We start from the raw sequence: 17498 nt of genomic DNA on the forward strand, positions 1-17498 counted from the left end.
GCACCATGGTGGTGGTGCGCTCACTAGCACCCAGGACCACGGCCGCATCACGGACCGCAGCTTTGCGCGCCTCAGCACGGCCGATCGCTGTCTCACCAACACACTCTGATGAGCGCCGGTCAAGGTAATCCACCAGGTGCCCGATCTTCACAGCCTCAGCACGCCGAGCCGCCACCTGGGCCTCCCACGCAGACACCAACTCAGGCACCTGCACCAAGTGCCGCAACGACACCGGAACCGGCGCTGAAACCGGTGCCTGAAAGTGAGCATCCAACTGACCTTCCATACCCACAATCTTATCCGCCACCACAGACACGACCCCGACCCGTCGAAGATGCATCAGAGGGCGTGAAATCGCGACGAAACGACAAGGCGAGCCTCTATTGCGGCCCTGCTGACCCAGCCAGGCGCTAGCTCAGTAGGAGTAGTTCCCGGTGTTCGACATTTCGAAGCCGAAGGGGTCGATGCTGTTGTAGCAGGTGACCCGGTCACTCATCTCCATGCACACCAGGAAGCCGTCTGTGGCGTTGTCGTCCACGCTGAGAGTGTCGCGGCCACCAGGCTCCAGATGGGCGTCGCAGTCCACGTCGACTCCGTCAACGGTCATGGTGTAGGTGGTGCCTTCATCGCAGAGTGCGGGTGATGTTTGGTAGACGGTGCAGGTCACGCCGTCGTTGAACTCGCACTCCACATTGCCGTCTTGGGCGGAGAATCCGCTCATCTGCTCGGCACCGCGCAGTTCAATCTCACGGTTGACCCAGTCGGTGCCCACAGTGGTGAGCATCTCTCCGTGTCCGTCCTCGGGGGCCTGCGAGCCACTGCGTGCGGATTCGAACACGGCGGCGGCGTGGGTGGTGGAGCACTCTGACTGCAAGGACCCGAAAGTGGACTCCAGCATGTCTGGGTCCTCCTCAGAGGCCCAACCATCATCATTGGCTGCTACTGCCAGGAATGCTGCGACGACAGAGGCATCGGTGTCCGTTTCGCAGGAGGAGTCTTCGGGGAGCCCGGCGACTGCGGTGCGTGCTTCCTCGATGGCTTCCTGATCGCCATCGTCGTCCTCTTCTTCATCTTCGGTAGCAGCTTCCTCAGCGCCGTTGGTGCCAGCCGGTTCCTCGGCGTCGTCGTCATCGTCTTCTGGCGCTGGGCTGGTCGCAGCTGGGGGTTCGGCGACTGTATCGGCCTCATCGTCGCCGCCGAAGAGCACCACGAGCAGGCCGATGACCGCGCCGACTCCCAGGAGTCCGAGCACAACTGCAGCGATGGGGTACAGCGGAAGGCCCGGGCGTGTGCGCTCCGGCTCTGCGTTGGCGGAGGCTGCGGCCAGGAAGGGCGGCATCTCTGCCCGCTGAGTGTGGGGCTCTTCTCCGAGCTCCGGTTCTTCGACGAACTCGGGCGCGGGCTCTTCCTCAAACTCTGGCTCTGCGGCGAACTCTGGCTCTGCGGCGAACTCGGGCTCGGCCACAGGTGCTGGCACAGGAGCAGGTGCTGGAGCCGGTTCAGGATCGGGTTCCGACGCCGCCTTGGGGTGTGGCTGTGACGCGGGTTCCGACGCCGCCTCTGGCTCTGGCTCTGGCTCTGGAGCGGAGGCCGCGGCCTGCTGCGCGGCGAGGGTGTAGCCCGTGGTGTCCCAGAGCCCATCCATGGGACTGGTGAAGATGGGGTCTGTCTCGGGCCCGCTGGAGACTCCCCCGGCAGCTTCCCGCTGGTCGATCGCAGCGTCGATCCTGGGATCTCCTAGTGTGGCCAGGGCGTCAATGAGCTCCTGGTAGGCACCGGGGTTCGCGGCGATGACTGGGCGCAGTTCAGGATGGTTCTCAGCGATCCAGTGGAGAACGTCCCAGTCGGTGTGCGGGTTGGAGGCCAGCGCCTCGAGGTCGTGATTCTCGGTCATTGTCAACCCAGCATAGGTTGAGCTACGTTTCAGCGCACAATCAGGTGCCAGGGCATTACGTGCTCAGAGACGTGACAGTCACCGACAGCGCCCAACACTTCCCTGGGGCTAGTGGCGGCTCAGTTCTCGTCAGCGTACTCGCTGAATCGCCCCTCTCGCATGGCTTCCCCGGCTTCGGTGAAGGCGTCGAAATCGGCCACCACAATGGATTCGGAGCCGGCGGTGCCGATTCCGTGGTTCGGCAGGGTGAACATCTCGATGTCGCCGCCGCGGACATCACGCAGTGACCAGGCGATGTCAGTGACGTAGCCAGCCTCAGCCAGCTGGGAGTCCACGGCCATATGAGGTGCCAGGTCGGAGACCATGTCGTGGATGCGTGCGGGGTTGGTGAGTGTGGAGGCGGTGAGTACCTCGCTGAGCACTCCGCTGACGAAGGCTTGTTGGTTCTCGACCCGGGTGTAGTCGCCGTCGCTGAAGGACTGGCGTTCGCGCACGAAGCTCATAGCCATGGTGGAGTCCATGTCCTGCGGTCCGGCGTTGAAATCGTAGCCGTCGCGGGAGGTGAATGAGGTGGGTACGTCCACGGTGACACCGTCCATGGCGGAGACCAGGTCCTGGAAGCCGACCATGTCTACGGTGGCCACGTGATCGACGGGGACTCCCATGAGGTCCTCGACGGTCTCTACGGCCAGGGATGAGCCCGTTCCTAGGGACAGAGATGCATTGATTTTTGCTTCGCCGTGTCCAGGGATGGGCACCCAGGTATCACGCATGATGGACATCAGCTGGATGGAGTCGCGATCGTGCGGGATGTGCATCCACATGATGGTGTCGGCGCGTCCGGAGTTCGGCAGCCATGGCACGTCCTCCTCCTCACCGGAGCCGCCGCCTGAGTCTGAGCCGATGAGCAGAATGTTGAGCTGCTCGTCGTCGACCTCTTCACCGTTCTCCTCGCGGGTGGGCCGCTCGGGCCGTTCAGCGTCCTCTGGGAAGGTGCTGTCCTCGTCAATGACGTTGACGGCGCTCTCATAGGCTCCGCGTAGTGAGTTGAGGTATACGCCTGCTACTGCCGCAGCACCAAGGAGCAGCACGAGTGCGCCGCTGATGACTCCTATGGTGATTTTCTTGCCGCGGGAGCTCCTGTGTTCGGGCTCGGCGTCTTCGGTTTGGCTGAATAGATGCTCTGTCACGGGTATCAGGGTACGTGACTCAGCCTCTACCTGCGCTTGAAACATTCCCTTTTTATTTGATTGCTATCATGCGGAAATAGTCGTTGGAAGAACCTAATGCGGGTGCCGATGCGGTGCCTCACATGTCGAGGGGACGGTTTGGGGGACCTATGAGGCGAATTCTTACCTATGGCACCTTTGACCTGCTGCACTGGGGTCATATCCACTTACTGAAACGCGCGCGGGCGCTGGGTGACTATCTGATTGTCGCCGCGAGCACGGATGATTTTGCGGTCCGCGCTAAGCACCAGAAGGCTCCGTACCACCAGTTCCAGACCCGCTGCGACATGCTGGAGGCGGTCCGTTATGTGGATCTGGTCATCGGTGAATCCACATGGGAGCAGAAGGTGGATGACATCCGCAGGTACCACGTGGACACTGTGGTGATGGGCTCCAACTGGAAGGGGTCGGGCCGGTTCGAATACCTCCGCGACTACTGCGATCTGGTGTATCTGCCACATACGCCGGGTATGTCGACCAACAAGATCCGCCGTGACCTGCTGGCGGATGCGGTGACCGTGCCGGGGTCTCTTCCAAATGAGCCGGCACCTGTGACCACGCAGCTGACCGCGCTGCCGCGCACCGCCTAGGGCACTGAGCACGACGCCGCCAGCTATCGTATGAAGCGAATTCTCACCTACGGCACCTTCGACCTTCTCCACTGGGGACATATCCGTTTGCTCAAGCGCGCCAAGGAGCTGGGCGACTATCTGGTGGTCGGTTTGTCCACCGATGAGTTCAATGAAGCGAAGCCGGGCAAGCAGCCCAGCTACCACCCCTATGAGGTGCGGAAGATGATGCTGGAATCCATCCGGTATGTGGATCTGGTGATTCCGGAGCAGACCTGGGAGCAGAAACGCCTGGATGTCACTGTCAATGAGATTGACATGGTGGTGATGGGTTCGGATTGGGAGGGCTCTCCGCGGTTTGAGTATCTGCGCAGCCATTGCGATGTGGCCTACCTACCACGCACGGAGGGCACCTCAACCTCTGAAATCCGCCGGGATCTGCTGTTCGAAGCGATCGAATACGTTCGTGAGGATGAGGAACAAGCCTCACAGAGCCAGAGCCGCCCGGCATCAGAGTCGCCCTCTCCCCCGCCGCCAGGCACAGCTCGGCTTCGCTCACTGGGCACCGATCCGGAGACCAGACTCCCGCGCCCTCCCCGCCGGGACTGACTCACCGCCAAGACGCGAAAGTTGTTGCTTTCACCGCACCTGGCTCTCACTCCTCGCAGCGTCGAGGATCTCCGGGGAGAGGTTGTACATCCGCAGTTTGGCGTAGGTCTCGATCTGCTCGTCGCTCAGCTGACGGATCACCCGGGCTTCCTCCTCCGGCCCGCCGTGGATTTGGGTGCCGCCCTTGGGCAGCGAGGAGGACAGCGGCCCGCCGTGCAGAGGTACGTCGACCACGCTGATGGCCGCTGCGGAGAGTGAGATGACCTGGGACCGGTCTATGAGCCCGAGTCCTTCCAGCAGCGCTTTGGTGGAGGTGCCGTGGGAGACGATCACCACGGTGCGCAGATCGTAGTCGGTGTCCACAGATGGCGTAGGTGAGATCTCTGCCGCACGGCGCACGATGCTGAAGAACGCAGCTCTCATCCTGTCCACCACCGCCGAAGGGTCCTCTCCTCCGGGTGGTGTGCCGGTGCCCTTCTTCCAGGCGGCGTACTCTGCGGCGTATTCGGTCTTGGCTGCCGCGGTCTCCATGCCTTCCCAGGTGCCCAGGCTCTGCTCGATCAGCCGTGGTTCCTCCACGGGCTCGAACCCCAGGCGGAACTGCGCGAAGGTGGCATGGGTGCGCGTCAGCGGCGAGACGTATCCGGCGGCGGGCTGCTGACCGCGCACGTAGAGGCCCGCAGCCTGAGCCTGCCGGATGCCGGAGTCAGCGAGCGCGACCTCTGACTGGCCCTGCAGCCGGTGGGCGCGGTTCCATTCGGTCTCACCGTGTCGGACGCAGATCACGCGAATCAAAAGATCTCCAAAGAGTCGTCGTATGAGAGCACCCATCAGCTTAACGCGGAGACAAGGGCTCAAGCTGTTCATCGAAGATGCTGGATTATGAGTAAAACGTGTGCTGGATTGCAACTAACCCTCTTGCCAGATTACTAGTCGGAACCGGTCGCTTCACTCACATCAGGATGGTTGGACTGACACAGGCGGAACGTGCGGCGCATCTGGACACCGCGCTGTTCATTGACCGACTATTCGACGGAGAGTTGCCGAGCGGGCGGGGACATCGCCGGATTCTCTTTATGGTGATGCCGATTTGCGCGGACGTTTACTAGACAGTTTTGTGCTGGCGCAGCTTAGGCCGCTTGCTGAGCTCAACGACCGGACCGTGACGACGTCGCATTTCCGAGATACCAATGGGCACCGGGAAGTCGATCTTCTGCTGGAGTCATGTTTCACACCGGTGACTATGCGGGACAGATCGCTGACCGGATATGGCTTCTCCCGATCGCCTCGATCTGGTCCTAAACAGACTGTCTGAACGCGAGTGGCCCGGATTCTAGGCGGCGGAGGTAGGCGTTCTCACTGAGGCTGAGGACTTCGGCGGTGGTGCCGTGGGCGGTGATGAGTCCAGCTTGGTTCAGCAGCGTGGTCCACCGGAATTCGTAGGCGAGGTCGTGCATGACCACTACATCGTTGGTTTGGTTATTGGGTCCGAAGCCTGTGTAGCTGGCCCGGTAGCCGGAGGCGGCAAAAGTTTGTCCGGCGTAGAGGTCGGCGTTGAACACGGCAATCTCAGCAGGTTGGAACTGCAGCAGGTCGTAGAGGATGCGCTGTAAGCCCATGGGAGCGCCCCGGAAGTAGAGTCCGTGTTCGAACCGTGCCGGGCGCAGCCAGGTGGGCCACTGCTTAAGGCTGGGCGCCTCCACAAAGAAGGGACGGGTGACGGCCAGTTGGAACGCGCCGGCCTCGGCTGCGGCGTTGACCTCGGCGAAGTCCCTTAGCAGGTCGCGTCCGGCGTAGTAGGCGATGTCGGTTCGCACTCCGGCATCGTGGGCGCTTCCGGCCGGGGCGTGGCGGGTGCGGACCACCACGTCATAGGACTCGATCAGCTCTCCCAGCCCATCACCTGAAGATGGGCCCACGACGGCGACTCGTTTGCCGTCGATGAGTTGGCTCATAGTGCCTTCACCGTTGAGCGGCAGGAGGTTGCGTCGGACTGTGGCGTGCGCTCGCAGTGGTGCGGCGTCCCCGGTCATGAGTGCTGCGTCGGCCTGGAGTTTCTGGGCCTGGATGCGGGTGCGTGGGTCGGTGCGGTCGACTGGTGGTTTCTGCGCGGTGCCCCGCAGCTGCTGCTGGTCTTCAAGATAGGCGTAGGCGCCCATCAGGTGCTTCAGCCAGATTCCTGATTCCAGGGGGATGCCGCTGAGTTCCGTGATGCGGTTGCGCGCCGCGGCTTCCCGGAGGCGGAACCCAACGGCGAATTCACCCAAGAATTGCAGCCGTGCGGCGATTGCCTCCAGCAGCAGCTGATGCAGGCTGGGCAGCTGTTCCTGGTGGTCTTCCAGGGCCGCCTTGGCACGCAGCACGGCTTGGTCACTGGGTGTCTGGGTGAAGATACCTGCCACGTTGGCCCAGAGCTCGGTGTGTGCGCGTAGTGGCCCGCGCTTGGGCACGAGCGTCTCCACGAGTGCCCATATCCGGGGCCAGTCGTAGTGGGTGCGCGCACCGATTGTCAGGGCGCCTTCTACCGCGCGGAGGTCTTTGGGGTTGGCGGTGAAGGCCTTCTCATAGTGGGTGACGGCTGCGTTGAGGTCTGACACATAGGGCTTGCGCAGCGCCGCCGCGGCGGCAAGGTAGTTTCCTGCAGTGGGGGTATGGGTGGCACGCGTGGAGAGTTCGCCAGGATTGGGCGGTTCGGCGGGCTGGCCTGGGATGAGCCCGGCGATCGAGTCGTAGACGATGCCCTCACCTGTGGTTTCTGCAGGAAGCGTGCGCGTGAGCAGGTCAGCGGCGATCCCCCGGTAGGTGCCGGTGGCGTCTTGGTTCCGGGGTTGCAGCCTCTCAGCGGCTCGGCGGATTGCCCAGGCGGTGAGGGGGAACCGTCCGGCCCGGCGGGTGGTCCGGCTGACCAGTGCGGCGGCGGCGATTTTCCAGCGCAGGCCGTGGAGACTTACTGCCATGAGCTCACCGGCTGTGGGTCTTCAGTGCGGGTGATTCGGCGAGCTTCTGCAGGTAGTCCTCTTCGCTGGCGTTCATGACATCTCCCGCCACACCGTAACCGGTGAGCACGCCAGAGTCTGCGATCGCTTTTGTGAGGCGGTGTTCGAACACCAGGTCATGGGCGAGGATGATCTCGTTGACGATTGAGTAGGGGCCGAGGCCGGAGTCTTTGTCCTCACGGTAACCTGCCCCGAATGCGGTCTGACCCGTGAAGAAGTCGATGTTGAACAGTCCGATCTCTGCGGGTTCAAACTGGAGCACATCGTAGAGTATGCGCCCGATGCCCATGGGTGGGCCGTGGAAGCCGAGGGAGAAATCGTGCCGGTAGAACCGCAGCCAGTCGGGGATCTGCTCGGTGAAGCTGCTCATGCTCAGTCCTCGACCGACCACCATTTTCAGGTCACCGGCCTCGACCGCATCCTTGGCGACCGGCATGAAATCGGTGAGGTCCCGGCCGGAGAAGTAGCTGATGTCTGTCCTGCTGCCCAGGCGGGCGGCGTCGTTGTCAGTGAATTCAGTCATCAGCCGGGGGCGGATGATCACGTCATAGGCGTCGATCAGTTCCCCGAGCCGGTCTCCGGTGTCAGCGGGACCCACCACGGCGATCCGCTGACCGGTGATGAGTTCCCGGAAGGTGTGCTCATTGGGCAGTGGCAGGTCTTCAGCGCGCGCTCGGGCGTAGGCCACCAGTTGTGTGGTCCGGCCTTGGATGAGGTGGGCGTCGGCGGCCATCTTCTCCAGGCGGTGCCGTTCTGCGGTGCTGGCGGGTTGCCACGGCATGGGGTCGATCAGCTGCTGGGCCTCGGCGTAGCGTTCCAGGTAGAGGAGTGCGGAGAGCAGTTTTTGCCGGTGTCTGCTGTGCCCGGCACTGGTGGTGCCCAGCCAGGCGATGGTGCGTTCGGCCTGTTCCCGGCGCAGGGCGAATCCAGGTTTCATGCGGCGGGCAAAGTGCAGCCGGTAGATGAGCAGGCTCGTGGTGGGCCAGGAGAGTCGGTGTCCTTTGATGCTCGCCACATTGAGCCGGACCAGCGCTGCGCTGATGTCAGATTCGGTGGCGTCGGCGGTGAACATGGGGCGCAGATGGCGCATCAGCTCCATGCGGCTGCGCCGTGAGCGGCGGGTGCGGGCCTGCTCGAACTGTTCTGCGTTGCGCCAGAGTCGCGCCCAGTCCTGATCCGCCCGGCACCCCATGAGGAGGAGCCCCCGGAAGGCGGTGAGGTTTCGGGGCTGCAGAGTGAGGGCGTTCTCGTAGGCGTCGAGGGACTTATCCAGATCGGCCACATGGGGTTTGCGGTAGGCGGCGGCGAGGTCATTCCACCGCTGCACCTGGGGTTCCATCTGCGCGGCTTGGCGCAGCAGCTCGAGACCGGTGGGCCAGTCGCCGTGGGCGAATTCCAGTTTGCCGCGTTCGTGCATGACGAAGGGGCTCTCTGGCGCCACATCTTGGGCGGTGGCGAGGGCTTCACGGGCGGCGGTGGTGTCTGAGGTGGGGCCGTGTTCGAGCCCGGCGACGGGGTCGTGGACGACGGCGCCCCAGGAGTTGCGCTGCCGGGATTTGGCCAGCGCCACCCACCTAAGGGGGTTGTTGGGTTCAAGGGTGGCGGCGCGTTCGCGGAGGGTCAGCGCCGCGGAGTATTCCTTGAGTTTGGTGAAGCGCAGCGCGAGCCGCTCCAGGGCGGCGGCGTCATGGATGGTCTCGGGGTCAAGCTGTGCCAGGAGTTTCTTGGCGCCGTCACGGTTGGCCTCGAACAGAACGGTGGCGACCTTTTCATGGAAGGAGGTCAGCGCGGTCTTCTTGGGCCTCAGCCGTGTGGCAGCACCTGGGTTGATCACCCGGTCGGCGGTGAGCACGCCGCGGGCCAGCGCCGTGTCGACTCCCGGTAGTGAGGCCGCTGCGCGGATTGCCTTCTGGGCTGCTTCAGCGCCCATCACCAAACGTTTAACCATCGCTGAGACAGTCTAGCCAGTCGCATTCACCAGGGTGGGAGGCCAGCCCATTGCAGTTCCTCCCGTCGCGGGCTGTCGATGCCGCCGTCTTCGGTTTCTTCGACCACGCAGCGGAGGAGTGTTTGACGCAGCTGGCGGATATCGGAGGCGAACAGGGAGATATCGTGCGATGCGGCCGCGTGGGTCCAGGCGGTGGCGTACCGGCAGTGGAAGTCCTCGTGCTCGGGCATCCAGTTCCGCGGCGCGTAGGTGCCCTCTGACTGCTGCGCCCGGTCCTGGGCGGAGTCCTCCGTGACGGCGATGAGGTTCTCTGGGTCGTTGTAGTAGTCCCTGCGCTGCTCGGCGTCGCGGTGCTCCATATCGGCCCAGGCGTGGGAGACCGGCAGCAGGTGGTCGATGATGGTGCTGGGGCCTTCGTACTCGGCGGGATCACCGGTGTAGGGGTCGTGGAAGTCTCCTGCGGTGACGGCGGTTTCGGTGCTGTTCCATTCCACGTTGTCCAGATCTCGGGAGAGCACGTGGTGGCGGGTGTTGAGTCCGTCGTCGCCGGCTGCCCAGTATCCGAAGGCGTCGCGTCTTTGGCCGTCCATGGGGTTGGAGTGGAAGACGGTGTCGTCATCCTCTGCCTTCTCCTCGAGTTCCTCGCGCAGCTGATCGCCCTCATCCCGGCCGCAGTATGTGTTCTCAGGCGAGATGACCCGGTGGTAGGTGTGCGTCTCTCCGGTGCGCGGGTGGGTGGTGGTGTGGGTCTGGACGTCGCATTCCTCATGCTCTTCGCGGTCGACGCTGCGGATGCGGATGTGGTTCTCCAGGTTCCAGAGGGCGTCGGTGTAGTCGCGGGTGCTGTAGTGCTCGGCCGGCCCTCCCCCGGGCTCTTCTGTCACGTCCTCAGGGTCAGTATCCGGGGGCAGTGACTGCCAGTCCAGGTCCGGGCTGCGCTGATCGGCACCCCATGATTCCGAACCGGACCCATCGTCATGGAGCTCCTCACGGAGACAGTCCCACAGCTGGTCGCGGAGCTGGTCGACGTCGCGCTGGTACAGGGAGAGCTGGTGCTTATTGGCGATGTGAGCCCAGGTCATGGAGTAGGCGCAGTGGGCGTCCTCATTGGAGGGCATCCATTCGGTGGGTGTGTGTCCGGCCTTCTCCCGGTTGATCTCTCCGATGGTGGAGGTCAGGTTCATGGGGTCGTTGTAGTAGGCCACACGCGCCTCGCGGGGCCGGTGCTGCATCTCTGGCCAGGTGTGGCCGACGGGGATCATGTGTTCGCCGTGGGTTTCGGTCTCGGCGATGTTCACTCGCTGACCGGTGTAGTGGTCTTGGTAGGTTCCGGAGATGGTGAAGCTGCTGTTGCCGAGGTCGCGGGCGTGGATCTCGGTTCGGGAGGTGACCCCGTTGCCGTTCACATCGGCCCAGGTGCCGTAGTAGGGCACCCGCTGTTGGGTGTTCTCGTAGGGGCGGCCGTGGTGGAAATGCTCGTCATCGTCGTCTAGCGCATCGAGCTCGTCACGCAGCTGGTCGCCCTCGTCACCGGCGCACCACCAGTCGTCCTCGTCGGCGATGTGCACGTAGGTGCGGGTCGGCTCCGACTCTAGGGGGTGGCTGGCGGTGTAGGTGAGCACGTCGCAGTCGTCCTGGGTTTCACGCTCGTAGGTGCGCACCCAGGTGCTGGTGTTCAGGTTCCAGAGCGCGTCGGCGTAGTCCTGGGCTGTGTACTCCTGGAACGGGTTGGGCACTTCATCCGGGGTGGCGTACGCAGCCGCCGGTGGCGCAGCAATCAACCCGAGCGCCACGGCTGTGGCCGTTGCGGTCGCCAGGGCCGGCAGAGCACGACGCCGCCGGGCTGCGCTGGATTTGCTGACAGCTTTTCCCATCTGCGCTTGTCTCAGCCTGACCGTTGGACGCGCTGAGAGACGCTCCGGTAGATCTTTCTCGCCGCCCTTTCTGCTAAAGGTCGGGTGATGTGAGTGGCTTTGCGCGCGCGTCGGCCAGCTGCCCGGTGGGCCTCTGCGAGGTACTCAGTGACGGCCGGGATAGTTGTTCCTTCCGCCAGGCGTTCCTGGGCCTGTGCCAACCGGGCCCCGCCGAGGCTGCCGCGGTTGTAAAGGAAGTAGGCGTAGCGTTCATACTCAGCCACGGGGATCTCCGGGTATGCGGCGAGGTCCTCCGGGTCTAGGGACTGCAGGAGTGTGCTCCAGCTCTCCGGCGGGTCCACGTTTTCGCCGTTGAGGGTTTTCTCCGCGTCGGTGAACAGTGTGTCGAACTGCTTGAGCATGTTTTCGCTGTACCGGATGGTTTTCCGGAATTCCGCTCCGGAGGAGAAGGTGAATTCGCCGAAGTAGGGCCCTTTGTCCGTGTCGTAGAGGTCGACCCGGACGAACGGCGCGTCGGTCATCTTCGCCAGCTCGATGGCCCACCGGGAGAGCATCACCGCGGAGCGCGGCACCACAGGCACTCCAGGTTGGAGGTCTTTGAGCCTGAATGTGTAGTCACGTCCCACGATGAACGGGTTGAGGTTGCCGTCGAGTTTCACCATGCGTGGTGGGGATGAGTTCCGGTCGATCTGCGCGACCATGCCGATTTGGCCTTGAAACATGTAGAACTTGTAGTCGAAGGGCACCGCTCCGGGTTGGGCGCCGGTGAGCAGATCTTCCACGATCCAGGCGGGGTTCTCTCGTCGGAACCGGGTGGCGACCTCCCGCTGCTCTGCGCGGATGCCTTCCAGCGTGCGTTCACGCAGCGCCATATGGTCGAAGTAGGTGTCGCTACCGGTGCGCTCCAGCAGCATGACCCCTTTGGCAGACCACCCTTGGGCGAACTTCAACGCCACTCGGTCCCCGAGCACTTCTGGGGTCATCTCATCGGTGGAGGTCAGTACTGCGTGCTGCTGTGGCAGCCCGATTTTGGTGCCTCCGAGGGTTTTGTCCTTCAGGAGTTGGTGCACATTGGTCTTGTTGGAGAGGTCTTTGCGCTGCTGGGTGCCGCGCCTTTGGAACTCCGCAGCAGTGAAGCTGAGGAACCGGGACTTACGGTCTGGTGTGTTGAAGGTCATAGGCTCTTTCCATTCATGACACGTGGTGGAGAGTCAGCATTGGACTCGGTCGCCTCATAGGATGCTGATGCCGCGCAGCTCCTTGGCGCGCACAATGTCTTCGAGCAGGTTGAACTGATCCTCCCAGTCGATGTCGAGGACCACGCTCTCTGGCAGCTCGTACATATGGGGGTGGTGGCCGACCCTGTCGCCGGCTTCCCGCATCACCCGGAAGGGGATGAGGTAGGCGCCGTGGTTGATCTCATAAAGCGGGGTGATGTCTTGGCTGCGGGGCCATTTCTCGTGGGTGGGGTCATAGTTGTACGGCCCGTTCTCATCCCAGAGGAAGGTATGGCGTTTGGTGACCGTGAGCAGGCTGTCGTGTCCCTGTGCGGAAGCGCTGCGCCAGGCGGAGATCAACTCAGAAAAGTGCTTGGATCCAATCAGCGGATGGGTCACGTGGGTCATGCACATGGTGCCGGTGTCTTGGAGTTGCGCGACATAGTCGATGAATACGCTCATCGGCGTTGAGGAACGTCCCAGCTCATCGGGCCGCTCTAGGGCGACGATCCGTTGATCCTGGTGTTTCTGTGCGAATCCAGCTGTGTAGTCCAACACGGCTGGGGCGTTGGAGGAGACGATGACTTTGTCGACCTCCGGGGTGCGTGTGAGTTGCCGGAGTTTCAGTTCCAGCAGGCCGCCCTCGTAGGAGGCGAACGGGCGGGTGTTCTTGTGTTTGACGCGTTCGCTGCCGGCCCGGGCCGGGATCACGACTGTGATGCTGTCGGTGTCTGATCTGGGGATTTCCTTGACGTGGCTCTCTGATGGAGTCTGCACTACAGCGGGGTCCGCCTCTCTATGTCCCGGATGGTCAGGCACCATAGTCTAATTGAAGGGGCTGACTCGGATAGGCTTCTTGCTGACCTTCCCGTCACACAACAGAAGGCTATTGTGCTCCGGTCTCTTCTCCCCCGCATTCTCCGCACCCCGTCACGCTTCACTGGTGTCACCTCCGGCCCAGGGCTGAAGGTCACGGTGGGGATCACTAGTCACAATGAGGCGGAGCGCATCGGCAGGTGTTTGGACAGTGTGCGGGCGCAGACTCTGGGAGCTGAGCACATTGAGGTGCTGGTGGTCGATGACGGCTCCACAGATTCAACGGTGAAGGTTGCTCGCGGCTTCGCGGAGAAGGCCACCTGGGGAGGCTTCCACGTCCTGCAGCACTGCAACACCGGCAGCCCCTCGAAGGGTCGGAACACTGTTCTCGACTCAGCGGCGGGCGAGTATGTGTTTTTTGTGGATGCTGATGATTATTTGGGTCCAGAGGCTCTGGATGTGATGCTGCGCGCGGCACGCAGACAGGCTGCGGATATTGTGGTCGGCCGCTACGTGGGTGTGAACCGTTCTGCGCCGAATGTCCTGGAACCTAAAGGTAAACCGTCCACCCGGGACTACCATTCAGGGTGGTTGAACAGCTTGCATGTGCAGAAGCTCTTCCGGACCGCGTTTCTGCGGTCATTGCCGTACCGGTTCAATGAGGCGTTGATTTACGCCTCTGACCACCCGTTCATGATCTGCGCGTTTCTTCATGCTGAGTCGGTGGCGTTGGTCGATGACGTGGACTGTTACTTCATCACGTTGGAGGAGCCGCATGCTGGCCACCGTGTGCATGTTTCCCGGGCTGAGATTTCGGCTTCGAAGCAGCTGAGGTTCTTGCATGATTGTTTCGGGATCGTGGCGTTGGCGCGGGGGCGCGGTGGCGAGCTCGCTAAGCGTGCAGGACGAATGCGCGCTGATTATTGGAACCGCCTGCTGAAGCTGCATTTCCCAATTTTGATTCTCCGCAAGAGCGACGACGCCGCGGTGGTGGAGTTGGCAGACCAAGCCCTGGTCATGGCGGAGATGTACGGGGCTAAGACCTCACGTGCACGCCTGGTCGAGGACGCAAGCCGCGTGCTGGACTCTTTGGGATCGGCCGATGCGGAGCTTATTCGCCAGACCGCACAGGATGTTCGTGATTCGGTGAGTGGTTGATGCTGTCGACCAGATCGGCTATTCGATCGTCAATGTCCATCCGGTGACTTTCGAGTGTGGCGAGCAGTCGCTGCTCTGAGGCCTCCCGTCGGGCCTCTGCCTCGTGGATGGACCTGTCGAGCCGGGAGACGTTGCTTTCGGCCGCGCGGGCGATTCTTCTCATGTAAGCACCGCTCCGCCCGCCCTGTGAGGAGCGGTTGAGTTCGCGCAGGGTCTTCCTGGCGCGTGAGGCGCCGTCTGTCATGGCTGCAAGGGTGAGAACAATCAGGGCTGAGAATAGGGCGAAGCTGACGATTCCCGCTGCTGCCGCGAGACGCCACTGGTCGGCGATGACGGCGATGAGCGTGATCAGCAGCCCGAGGCCGTAGCTGCCTGCTAGGGCTAGCTGGCGGGTAGATAGGCCTTTCATCGTGCGGCTGCCTCCTGGGTGTGGTGTGAGTCCTGCACAAGCTGCGTCATGGTGTGAACGAAGTCCGTGTCACTGCGGGTTCTGGCGTAGTAGATACCCTGCGCGGACTGATGACGGAAGAGCTCCCAGTCACCGGCATACCGCTCAATCTGTGCGGGAACTTGGGAAGCTTCTGCGTAGATGGCCGCAACACCGAAGCTCGGCCCAAATTCCGGTGGGAGTATCACCACGCAGCCTGCTGCCATGGCTTCGAGTATTGCCATTTCATGGCCTTCCCGGTGACCCGGCTGAGGAAAGTAGACAAAGAAGTCCAGAGATCCGTAGTAGGTCCGCCGTGTGATGTGTCCTTCGTCGAATGCCACCCATGTGGCGGGAAGACGCTTCAGCCCTAGAGCTTGAAGCGCGGTGTCTGGCTGGCCGTAGAGCCGCACGTCCGCGCTTCCGTCTGTTGGCCATATCTGTGAGATCTCTTCCGCGTCACTGGTCCAGGCGCTGGGCACGTCTCCGCTCCAGCGGCCGATGACGGGCCGTGTGTTGCGCAAGCGGTCTCTCCTGACCTTCCACCGGCCAGCGTCGAAGGCAAGGGGGTAGTCCCCATCCATGACCTGACCTTCAGGGAGATGCCCGAGGAGCTGCTTGCGGATCGTCTCCCCTGCCGGGACCCATGTGGGTCGCTGACCGAAGAACACTTCCGCGTGTGCGCTGCAGTCCTCTGGGATGTAGAGGACACGCTCACCGGACTGATCGGTGGGGGGTTTGTCCGCGATGATCGTGATGCGGTTTGCGCTGAATGCGGTGTTTCCGGTGGGCATGAATTGGAGCACTTCAGGGGCACGGACCACCAGCACTTCAACGTCGTGGAACTGCTCGTCGGCAAGGACTTCCGTGACGGATCCGGACGATATGAGTGCTTGGATCGGCTCGTAGTAAGTCCGGGTGGTCCGGGAGAGGTGCAATGCGTTCTCCAGGTGGAGCACACCAACACTCTTTCCGGTCTCTGTTAGCTGTGTGATCTCTTCAAACATCTGAGCCTGACGCTGACCGGTCGCACACCAGTCGGCGGCGAAGACGATGTCCAGGCGCTGCGGTTCTTTTGGCGCCTCGGTGAACCGTGGGGGTATGTGCACCGGTAGCCTGCCCTGGGGCCCGTGACGTAGCCGAAGGTCGTCCTTGGGGGCCTCAGTGTGCCATGTCTTATAGGCGCTCCAGAAGGAGCGCCGTGCTGGGTGCTGCCACCCGGCCCTGAAGTCTGCTCGGGAGAGTGAGTCCGGCAGAATGCGCATGAAGATCAGCGGGTCTTTGATGTGGTGGATGGGGAACCCTGCATAGGCTGCCACTCGTCCGCGCAGCTCATTATCGGCTGCCTTGCGCGCCGGGAGGTAGCCTCCCACTTCACGCAGAATTCCGGTCCGAACCATGAGTGTGGGCGCGCTGGGGATGAACGGGTGGTACCCCCGGCGTATGCGGACTAGGTCTTCGGTCATGTTGACCGTGTAGACCTGATTGCCGGGGCACGCCGAGTTCCGCAGCAGATGGTTGACCTGGGTTTCGATCCGTTGCGGGTGGGACCAGTCATCGGCGTCCTGCCCGGTGATGAACTCCCCTGCTGCGCGCTCGATGCCCACATTGCGTGCGACGTAGGTTCCACCGTTAGTCCCCAGACGGATGACCTCCACGCGACTGTCCAATGCTGCTAGCTCATTGAGGATGGGGGCATACTCTGCGGATGAGGCATCATCGACGATGAGCAACTCAATTGCCTGCCATGACTGACTGAGGATGGAGCGTGCCGACTGCAGCACATCCTCACGAGTCGGGTTGAAGGTCGTCATGATGACGGTGACCAGCGGCTCCTGTGTGCGCGGCCCAGAGAAAGTGGGGGTCTCCATGCGATTGAAGGGCACCTCGCTGCCCTGGCGGAGGGTGATGGAAGCCAGATTGTTCGCACGGAACTGCAGGTTGAAGCCCCACTGCCATCGTTGTAGCGGGTGCGCATCGCGGCGGGAGCGGATAAAGGGGCTGCGTCCGTCGGTGGCGAGGTACCCGTAGAAGTAGTGGCTCAACCATGGGTGCTTGTCGAGGTGCTGGTCGAGCTCAGCGAAGCGCTGCTCCTCGAAGAGCAGCTCGGTGTAGAGCTTGTTCAATCGGTTGTACTCAGAGGGTGAGCTCTTCAGTTGCGGAAGGCTTTTCTCGAGTGCAAGAATCGCGAACTCGGTGTCACCATCTTGGAGGTTTTGCAGTGCCACCACACTGGCGAGCGTTCCCAACCACCCGGGGTCGAGCGTTTGGGAGACGTCGGTCTCTTGCAGGAGGCTCTTGGCAAGCTGCTCAGAGTTGAGGCCGCCTTGGGTGGCGCCATAGGCCAAGATGTCGCGCATGTGGACGGATTCGCTGCGCAGCGCGGTGCGTTCCAGCGCACGGCCGTAGCTCTCACCGTGGCGAAGGTAGAACTCCAGCAAGCGCCCACGCTGCGCCTCCGGACTAGGTCCCATCCGCCGCACCTCTCCTCATAATCGACACTTCCGTGCCAGCATCCCACTTTTGATTCGTGTTGTCAGAGCCATGACTCTTACGCCCACATATACATTAACGATTGCTACGCCCAACCAGCGAAAGCACCGGCAGGTCCAGTCACGGCTCGCGGACGCAGGCAATAGCTCCCCCTTCATCGCAGGGCTGCATGGCCAGCCGGTGTCGCATCGCCAAACTCATTAGCCTCGGTCTTTCATGACACGAGGGCCTGAGAGGCCGTAGATAGACGAGAGTGCCGCTCCGACAA

The 17498-nt window shown here is 62.6% G+C and carries 15 protein-coding genes; 4 read left to right on the plus strand and 11 right to left on the minus strand.

The window, feature by feature from the left end; translation table 11 throughout:
- From FEF26_RS13920 to FEF26_RS13930, 3 genes are all read right to left on the minus strand, one after another.
- Nucleotides 1-286: hypothetical protein (locus FEF26_RS13920; RefSeq protein ID WP_138254146.1), on the minus strand; the 286-nt coding region annotated here is incomplete at its 3' end.
- A gap of 129 nt (nt 287-415) precedes the next feature.
- Nucleotides 416-1894, minus strand: coding sequence for a variant leucine-rich repeat-containing protein (locus tag FEF26_RS13925; RefSeq protein ID WP_138254147.1), 1479 nt, complete (start codon nt 1892-1894; stop codon nt 416-418).
- A gap of 119 nt (nt 1895-2013) precedes the next feature.
- The gene (locus FEF26_RS13930; protein ID WP_166433049.1) at nt 2014-3084 is read right to left on the minus strand and encodes an LCP family protein; all 1071 of its coding nucleotides are present in this window, start codon (nt 3082-3084) and stop codon (nt 2014-2016) included.
- A gap of 149 nt (nt 3085-3233) precedes the next feature.
- Between FEF26_RS13930 and FEF26_RS13935 the strand changes: the two genes are divergently transcribed.
- Together FEF26_RS13935 and tagD are read left to right on the plus strand one after the other, a co-directional pair.
- Complete coding sequence (locus FEF26_RS13935; protein WP_138254149.1) at nt 3234-3713, plus strand: adenylyltransferase/cytidyltransferase family protein; 480 nt, start codon at nt 3234-3236, stop codon at nt 3711-3713.
- A gap of 30 nt (nt 3714-3743) precedes the next feature.
- Nucleotides 3744-4301: a glycerol-3-phosphate cytidylyltransferase gene (tagD, locus tag FEF26_RS13940; protein ID WP_138254150.1), complete on the plus strand. Its 558-nt coding sequence runs from the start codon at nt 3744-3746 to the stop codon at nt 4299-4301.
- Nucleotides 4302-4331: 30 nt separating this feature from the next.
- On the opposite strand, the gene FEF26_RS13945 is transcribed toward tagD, so the two are convergent.
- Nucleotides 4332-5087, minus strand: a complete 756-nt coding sequence (locus FEF26_RS13945; RefSeq protein WP_166433050.1) for a histidine phosphatase family protein — start codon at nt 5085-5087, stop codon at nt 4332-4334.
- A gap of 241 nt (nt 5088-5328) precedes the next feature.
- Between FEF26_RS13945 and FEF26_RS16430 the strand changes: the two genes are divergently transcribed.
- Nucleotides 5329-5616, plus strand: coding sequence for a DUF4143 domain-containing protein (locus FEF26_RS16430; RefSeq protein ID WP_424991747.1), 288 nt, complete (start codon nt 5329-5331; stop codon nt 5614-5616).
- Here FEF26_RS16430 and FEF26_RS13950 read toward each other — a convergent pair.
- From FEF26_RS13950 to FEF26_RS13970, 5 genes are read right to left on the minus strand one after another with little or no spacing between them, the layout of a single operon-like run.
- Nucleotides 5600-7258: a hypothetical protein gene (locus FEF26_RS13950; RefSeq protein WP_138254152.1), complete on the minus strand. Its 1659-nt coding sequence runs from the start codon at nt 7256-7258 to the stop codon at nt 5600-5602. The two genes, FEF26_RS16430 and FEF26_RS13950, sit on opposite strands and share 17 nt — an antisense overlap.
- 4 nt (nt 7259-7262) lie before the next feature.
- The gene (locus FEF26_RS13955; protein WP_138254153.1) at nt 7263-9245 is read right to left on the minus strand and encodes a tetratricopeptide repeat protein; all 1983 of its coding nucleotides are present in this window, start codon (nt 9243-9245) and stop codon (nt 7263-7265) included.
- A gap of 26 nt (nt 9246-9271) precedes the next feature.
- Complete coding sequence (locus FEF26_RS13960) at nt 9272-11119, minus strand: GmrSD restriction endonuclease domain-containing protein (protein WP_138254154.1); 1848 nt, start codon at nt 11117-11119, stop codon at nt 9272-9274.
- Nucleotides 11120-11130: 11 nt separating this feature from the next.
- Entirely contained in the window at nt 11131-12297 is a 1167-nt protein-coding gene (locus FEF26_RS13965; protein ID WP_138254155.1) for an ATP-grasp fold amidoligase family protein, read from the minus strand.
- A 54-nt stretch (nt 12298-12351) separates the two neighbouring features.
- On the minus strand, nt 12352-13158 hold the full coding sequence (locus FEF26_RS13970; protein ID WP_138254156.1) for an acylneuraminate cytidylyltransferase family protein: 807 nt from the start codon (nt 13156-13158) through the stop codon (nt 12352-12354).
- A gap of 69 nt (nt 13159-13227) precedes the next feature.
- Between FEF26_RS13970 and FEF26_RS13975 the strand changes: the two genes are divergently transcribed.
- Nucleotides 13228-14310 (plus strand): glycosyltransferase family 2 protein, encoded by a 1083-nt coding sequence (locus FEF26_RS13975; protein ID WP_166433051.1) that lies wholly within the window; start codon nt 13228-13230, stop codon nt 14308-14310.
- On the opposite strand, the gene FEF26_RS13980 is transcribed toward FEF26_RS13975, so the two are convergent.
- Both FEF26_RS13980 and FEF26_RS13985 read right to left on the minus strand, forming a co-directional pair.
- The gene (locus FEF26_RS13980) at nt 14264-14719 is read right to left on the minus strand and encodes a hypothetical protein (RefSeq protein ID WP_138254158.1); all 456 of its coding nucleotides are present in this window, start codon (nt 14717-14719) and stop codon (nt 14264-14266) included. The two genes, FEF26_RS13975 and FEF26_RS13980, sit on opposite strands and share 47 nt — an antisense overlap.
- Nucleotides 14716-17211, minus strand: coding sequence for a glycosyltransferase (locus tag FEF26_RS13985; RefSeq protein ID WP_138254159.1), 2496 nt, complete (start codon nt 17209-17211; stop codon nt 14716-14718). Before FEF26_RS13985 ends, FEF26_RS13980 begins: the two co-directional genes overlap by 4 nt.
- Nucleotides 17212-17498 lie beyond the last annotated feature (287 nt).

It is taken from the genome of Nesterenkonia salmonea, from assembly GCF_005771525.1.
In the GTDB taxonomy this organism is placed as follows: Bacteria; Actinomycetota; Actinomycetes; order Actinomycetales; family Micrococcaceae; genus Nesterenkonia; species Nesterenkonia salmonea.

What these genes read in the sequence shown, in the direction of transcription:
- FEF26_RS13955 (WP_138254153.1), bottom strand. Translation starts at nt 9,245, where the DNA reads ATGGTTAAACGTTTGGTGATGGGCGCTGAAGCAGCCCAGAAGGCAATC.
- FEF26_RS13970 (WP_138254156.1), bottom strand. Translation starts at nt 13,158, where the DNA reads ATGGTGCCTGACCATCCGGGACATAGAGAGGCGGACCCCGCTGTAGTG.
- FEF26_RS13925 (WP_138254147.1), bottom strand. Translation starts at nt 1,894, where the DNA reads ATGACCGAGAATCACGACCTCGAGGCGCTGGCCTCCAACCCGCACACC.
- FEF26_RS13960 (WP_138254154.1), bottom strand. Translation starts at nt 11,119, where the DNA reads ATGGGAAAAGCTGTCAGCAAATCCAGCGCAGCCCGGCGGCGTCGTGCT.
- FEF26_RS13950 (WP_138254152.1), bottom strand. Translation starts at nt 7,258, where the DNA reads ATGGCAGTAAGTCTCCACGGCCTGCGCTGGAAAATCGCCGCCGCCGCA.
- FEF26_RS13980 (WP_138254158.1), bottom strand. Translation starts at nt 14,719, where the DNA reads ATGAAAGGCCTATCTACCCGCCAGCTAGCCCTAGCAGGCAGCTACGGC.
- FEF26_RS13965 (WP_138254155.1), bottom strand. Translation starts at nt 12,297, where the DNA reads ATGACCTTCAACACACCAGACCGTAAGTCCCGGTTCCTCAGCTTCACT.
- tagD (WP_138254150.1), top strand. Translation starts at nt 3,744, where the DNA reads ATGAAGCGAATTCTCACCTACGGCACCTTCGACCTTCTCCACTGGGGA.
- FEF26_RS13985 (WP_138254159.1), bottom strand. Translation starts at nt 17,211, where the DNA reads ATGGGACCTAGTCCGGAGGCGCAGCGTGGGCGCTTGCTGGAGTTCTAC.
- FEF26_RS13935 (WP_138254149.1), top strand. Translation starts at nt 3,234, where the DNA reads ATGAGGCGAATTCTTACCTATGGCACCTTTGACCTGCTGCACTGGGGT.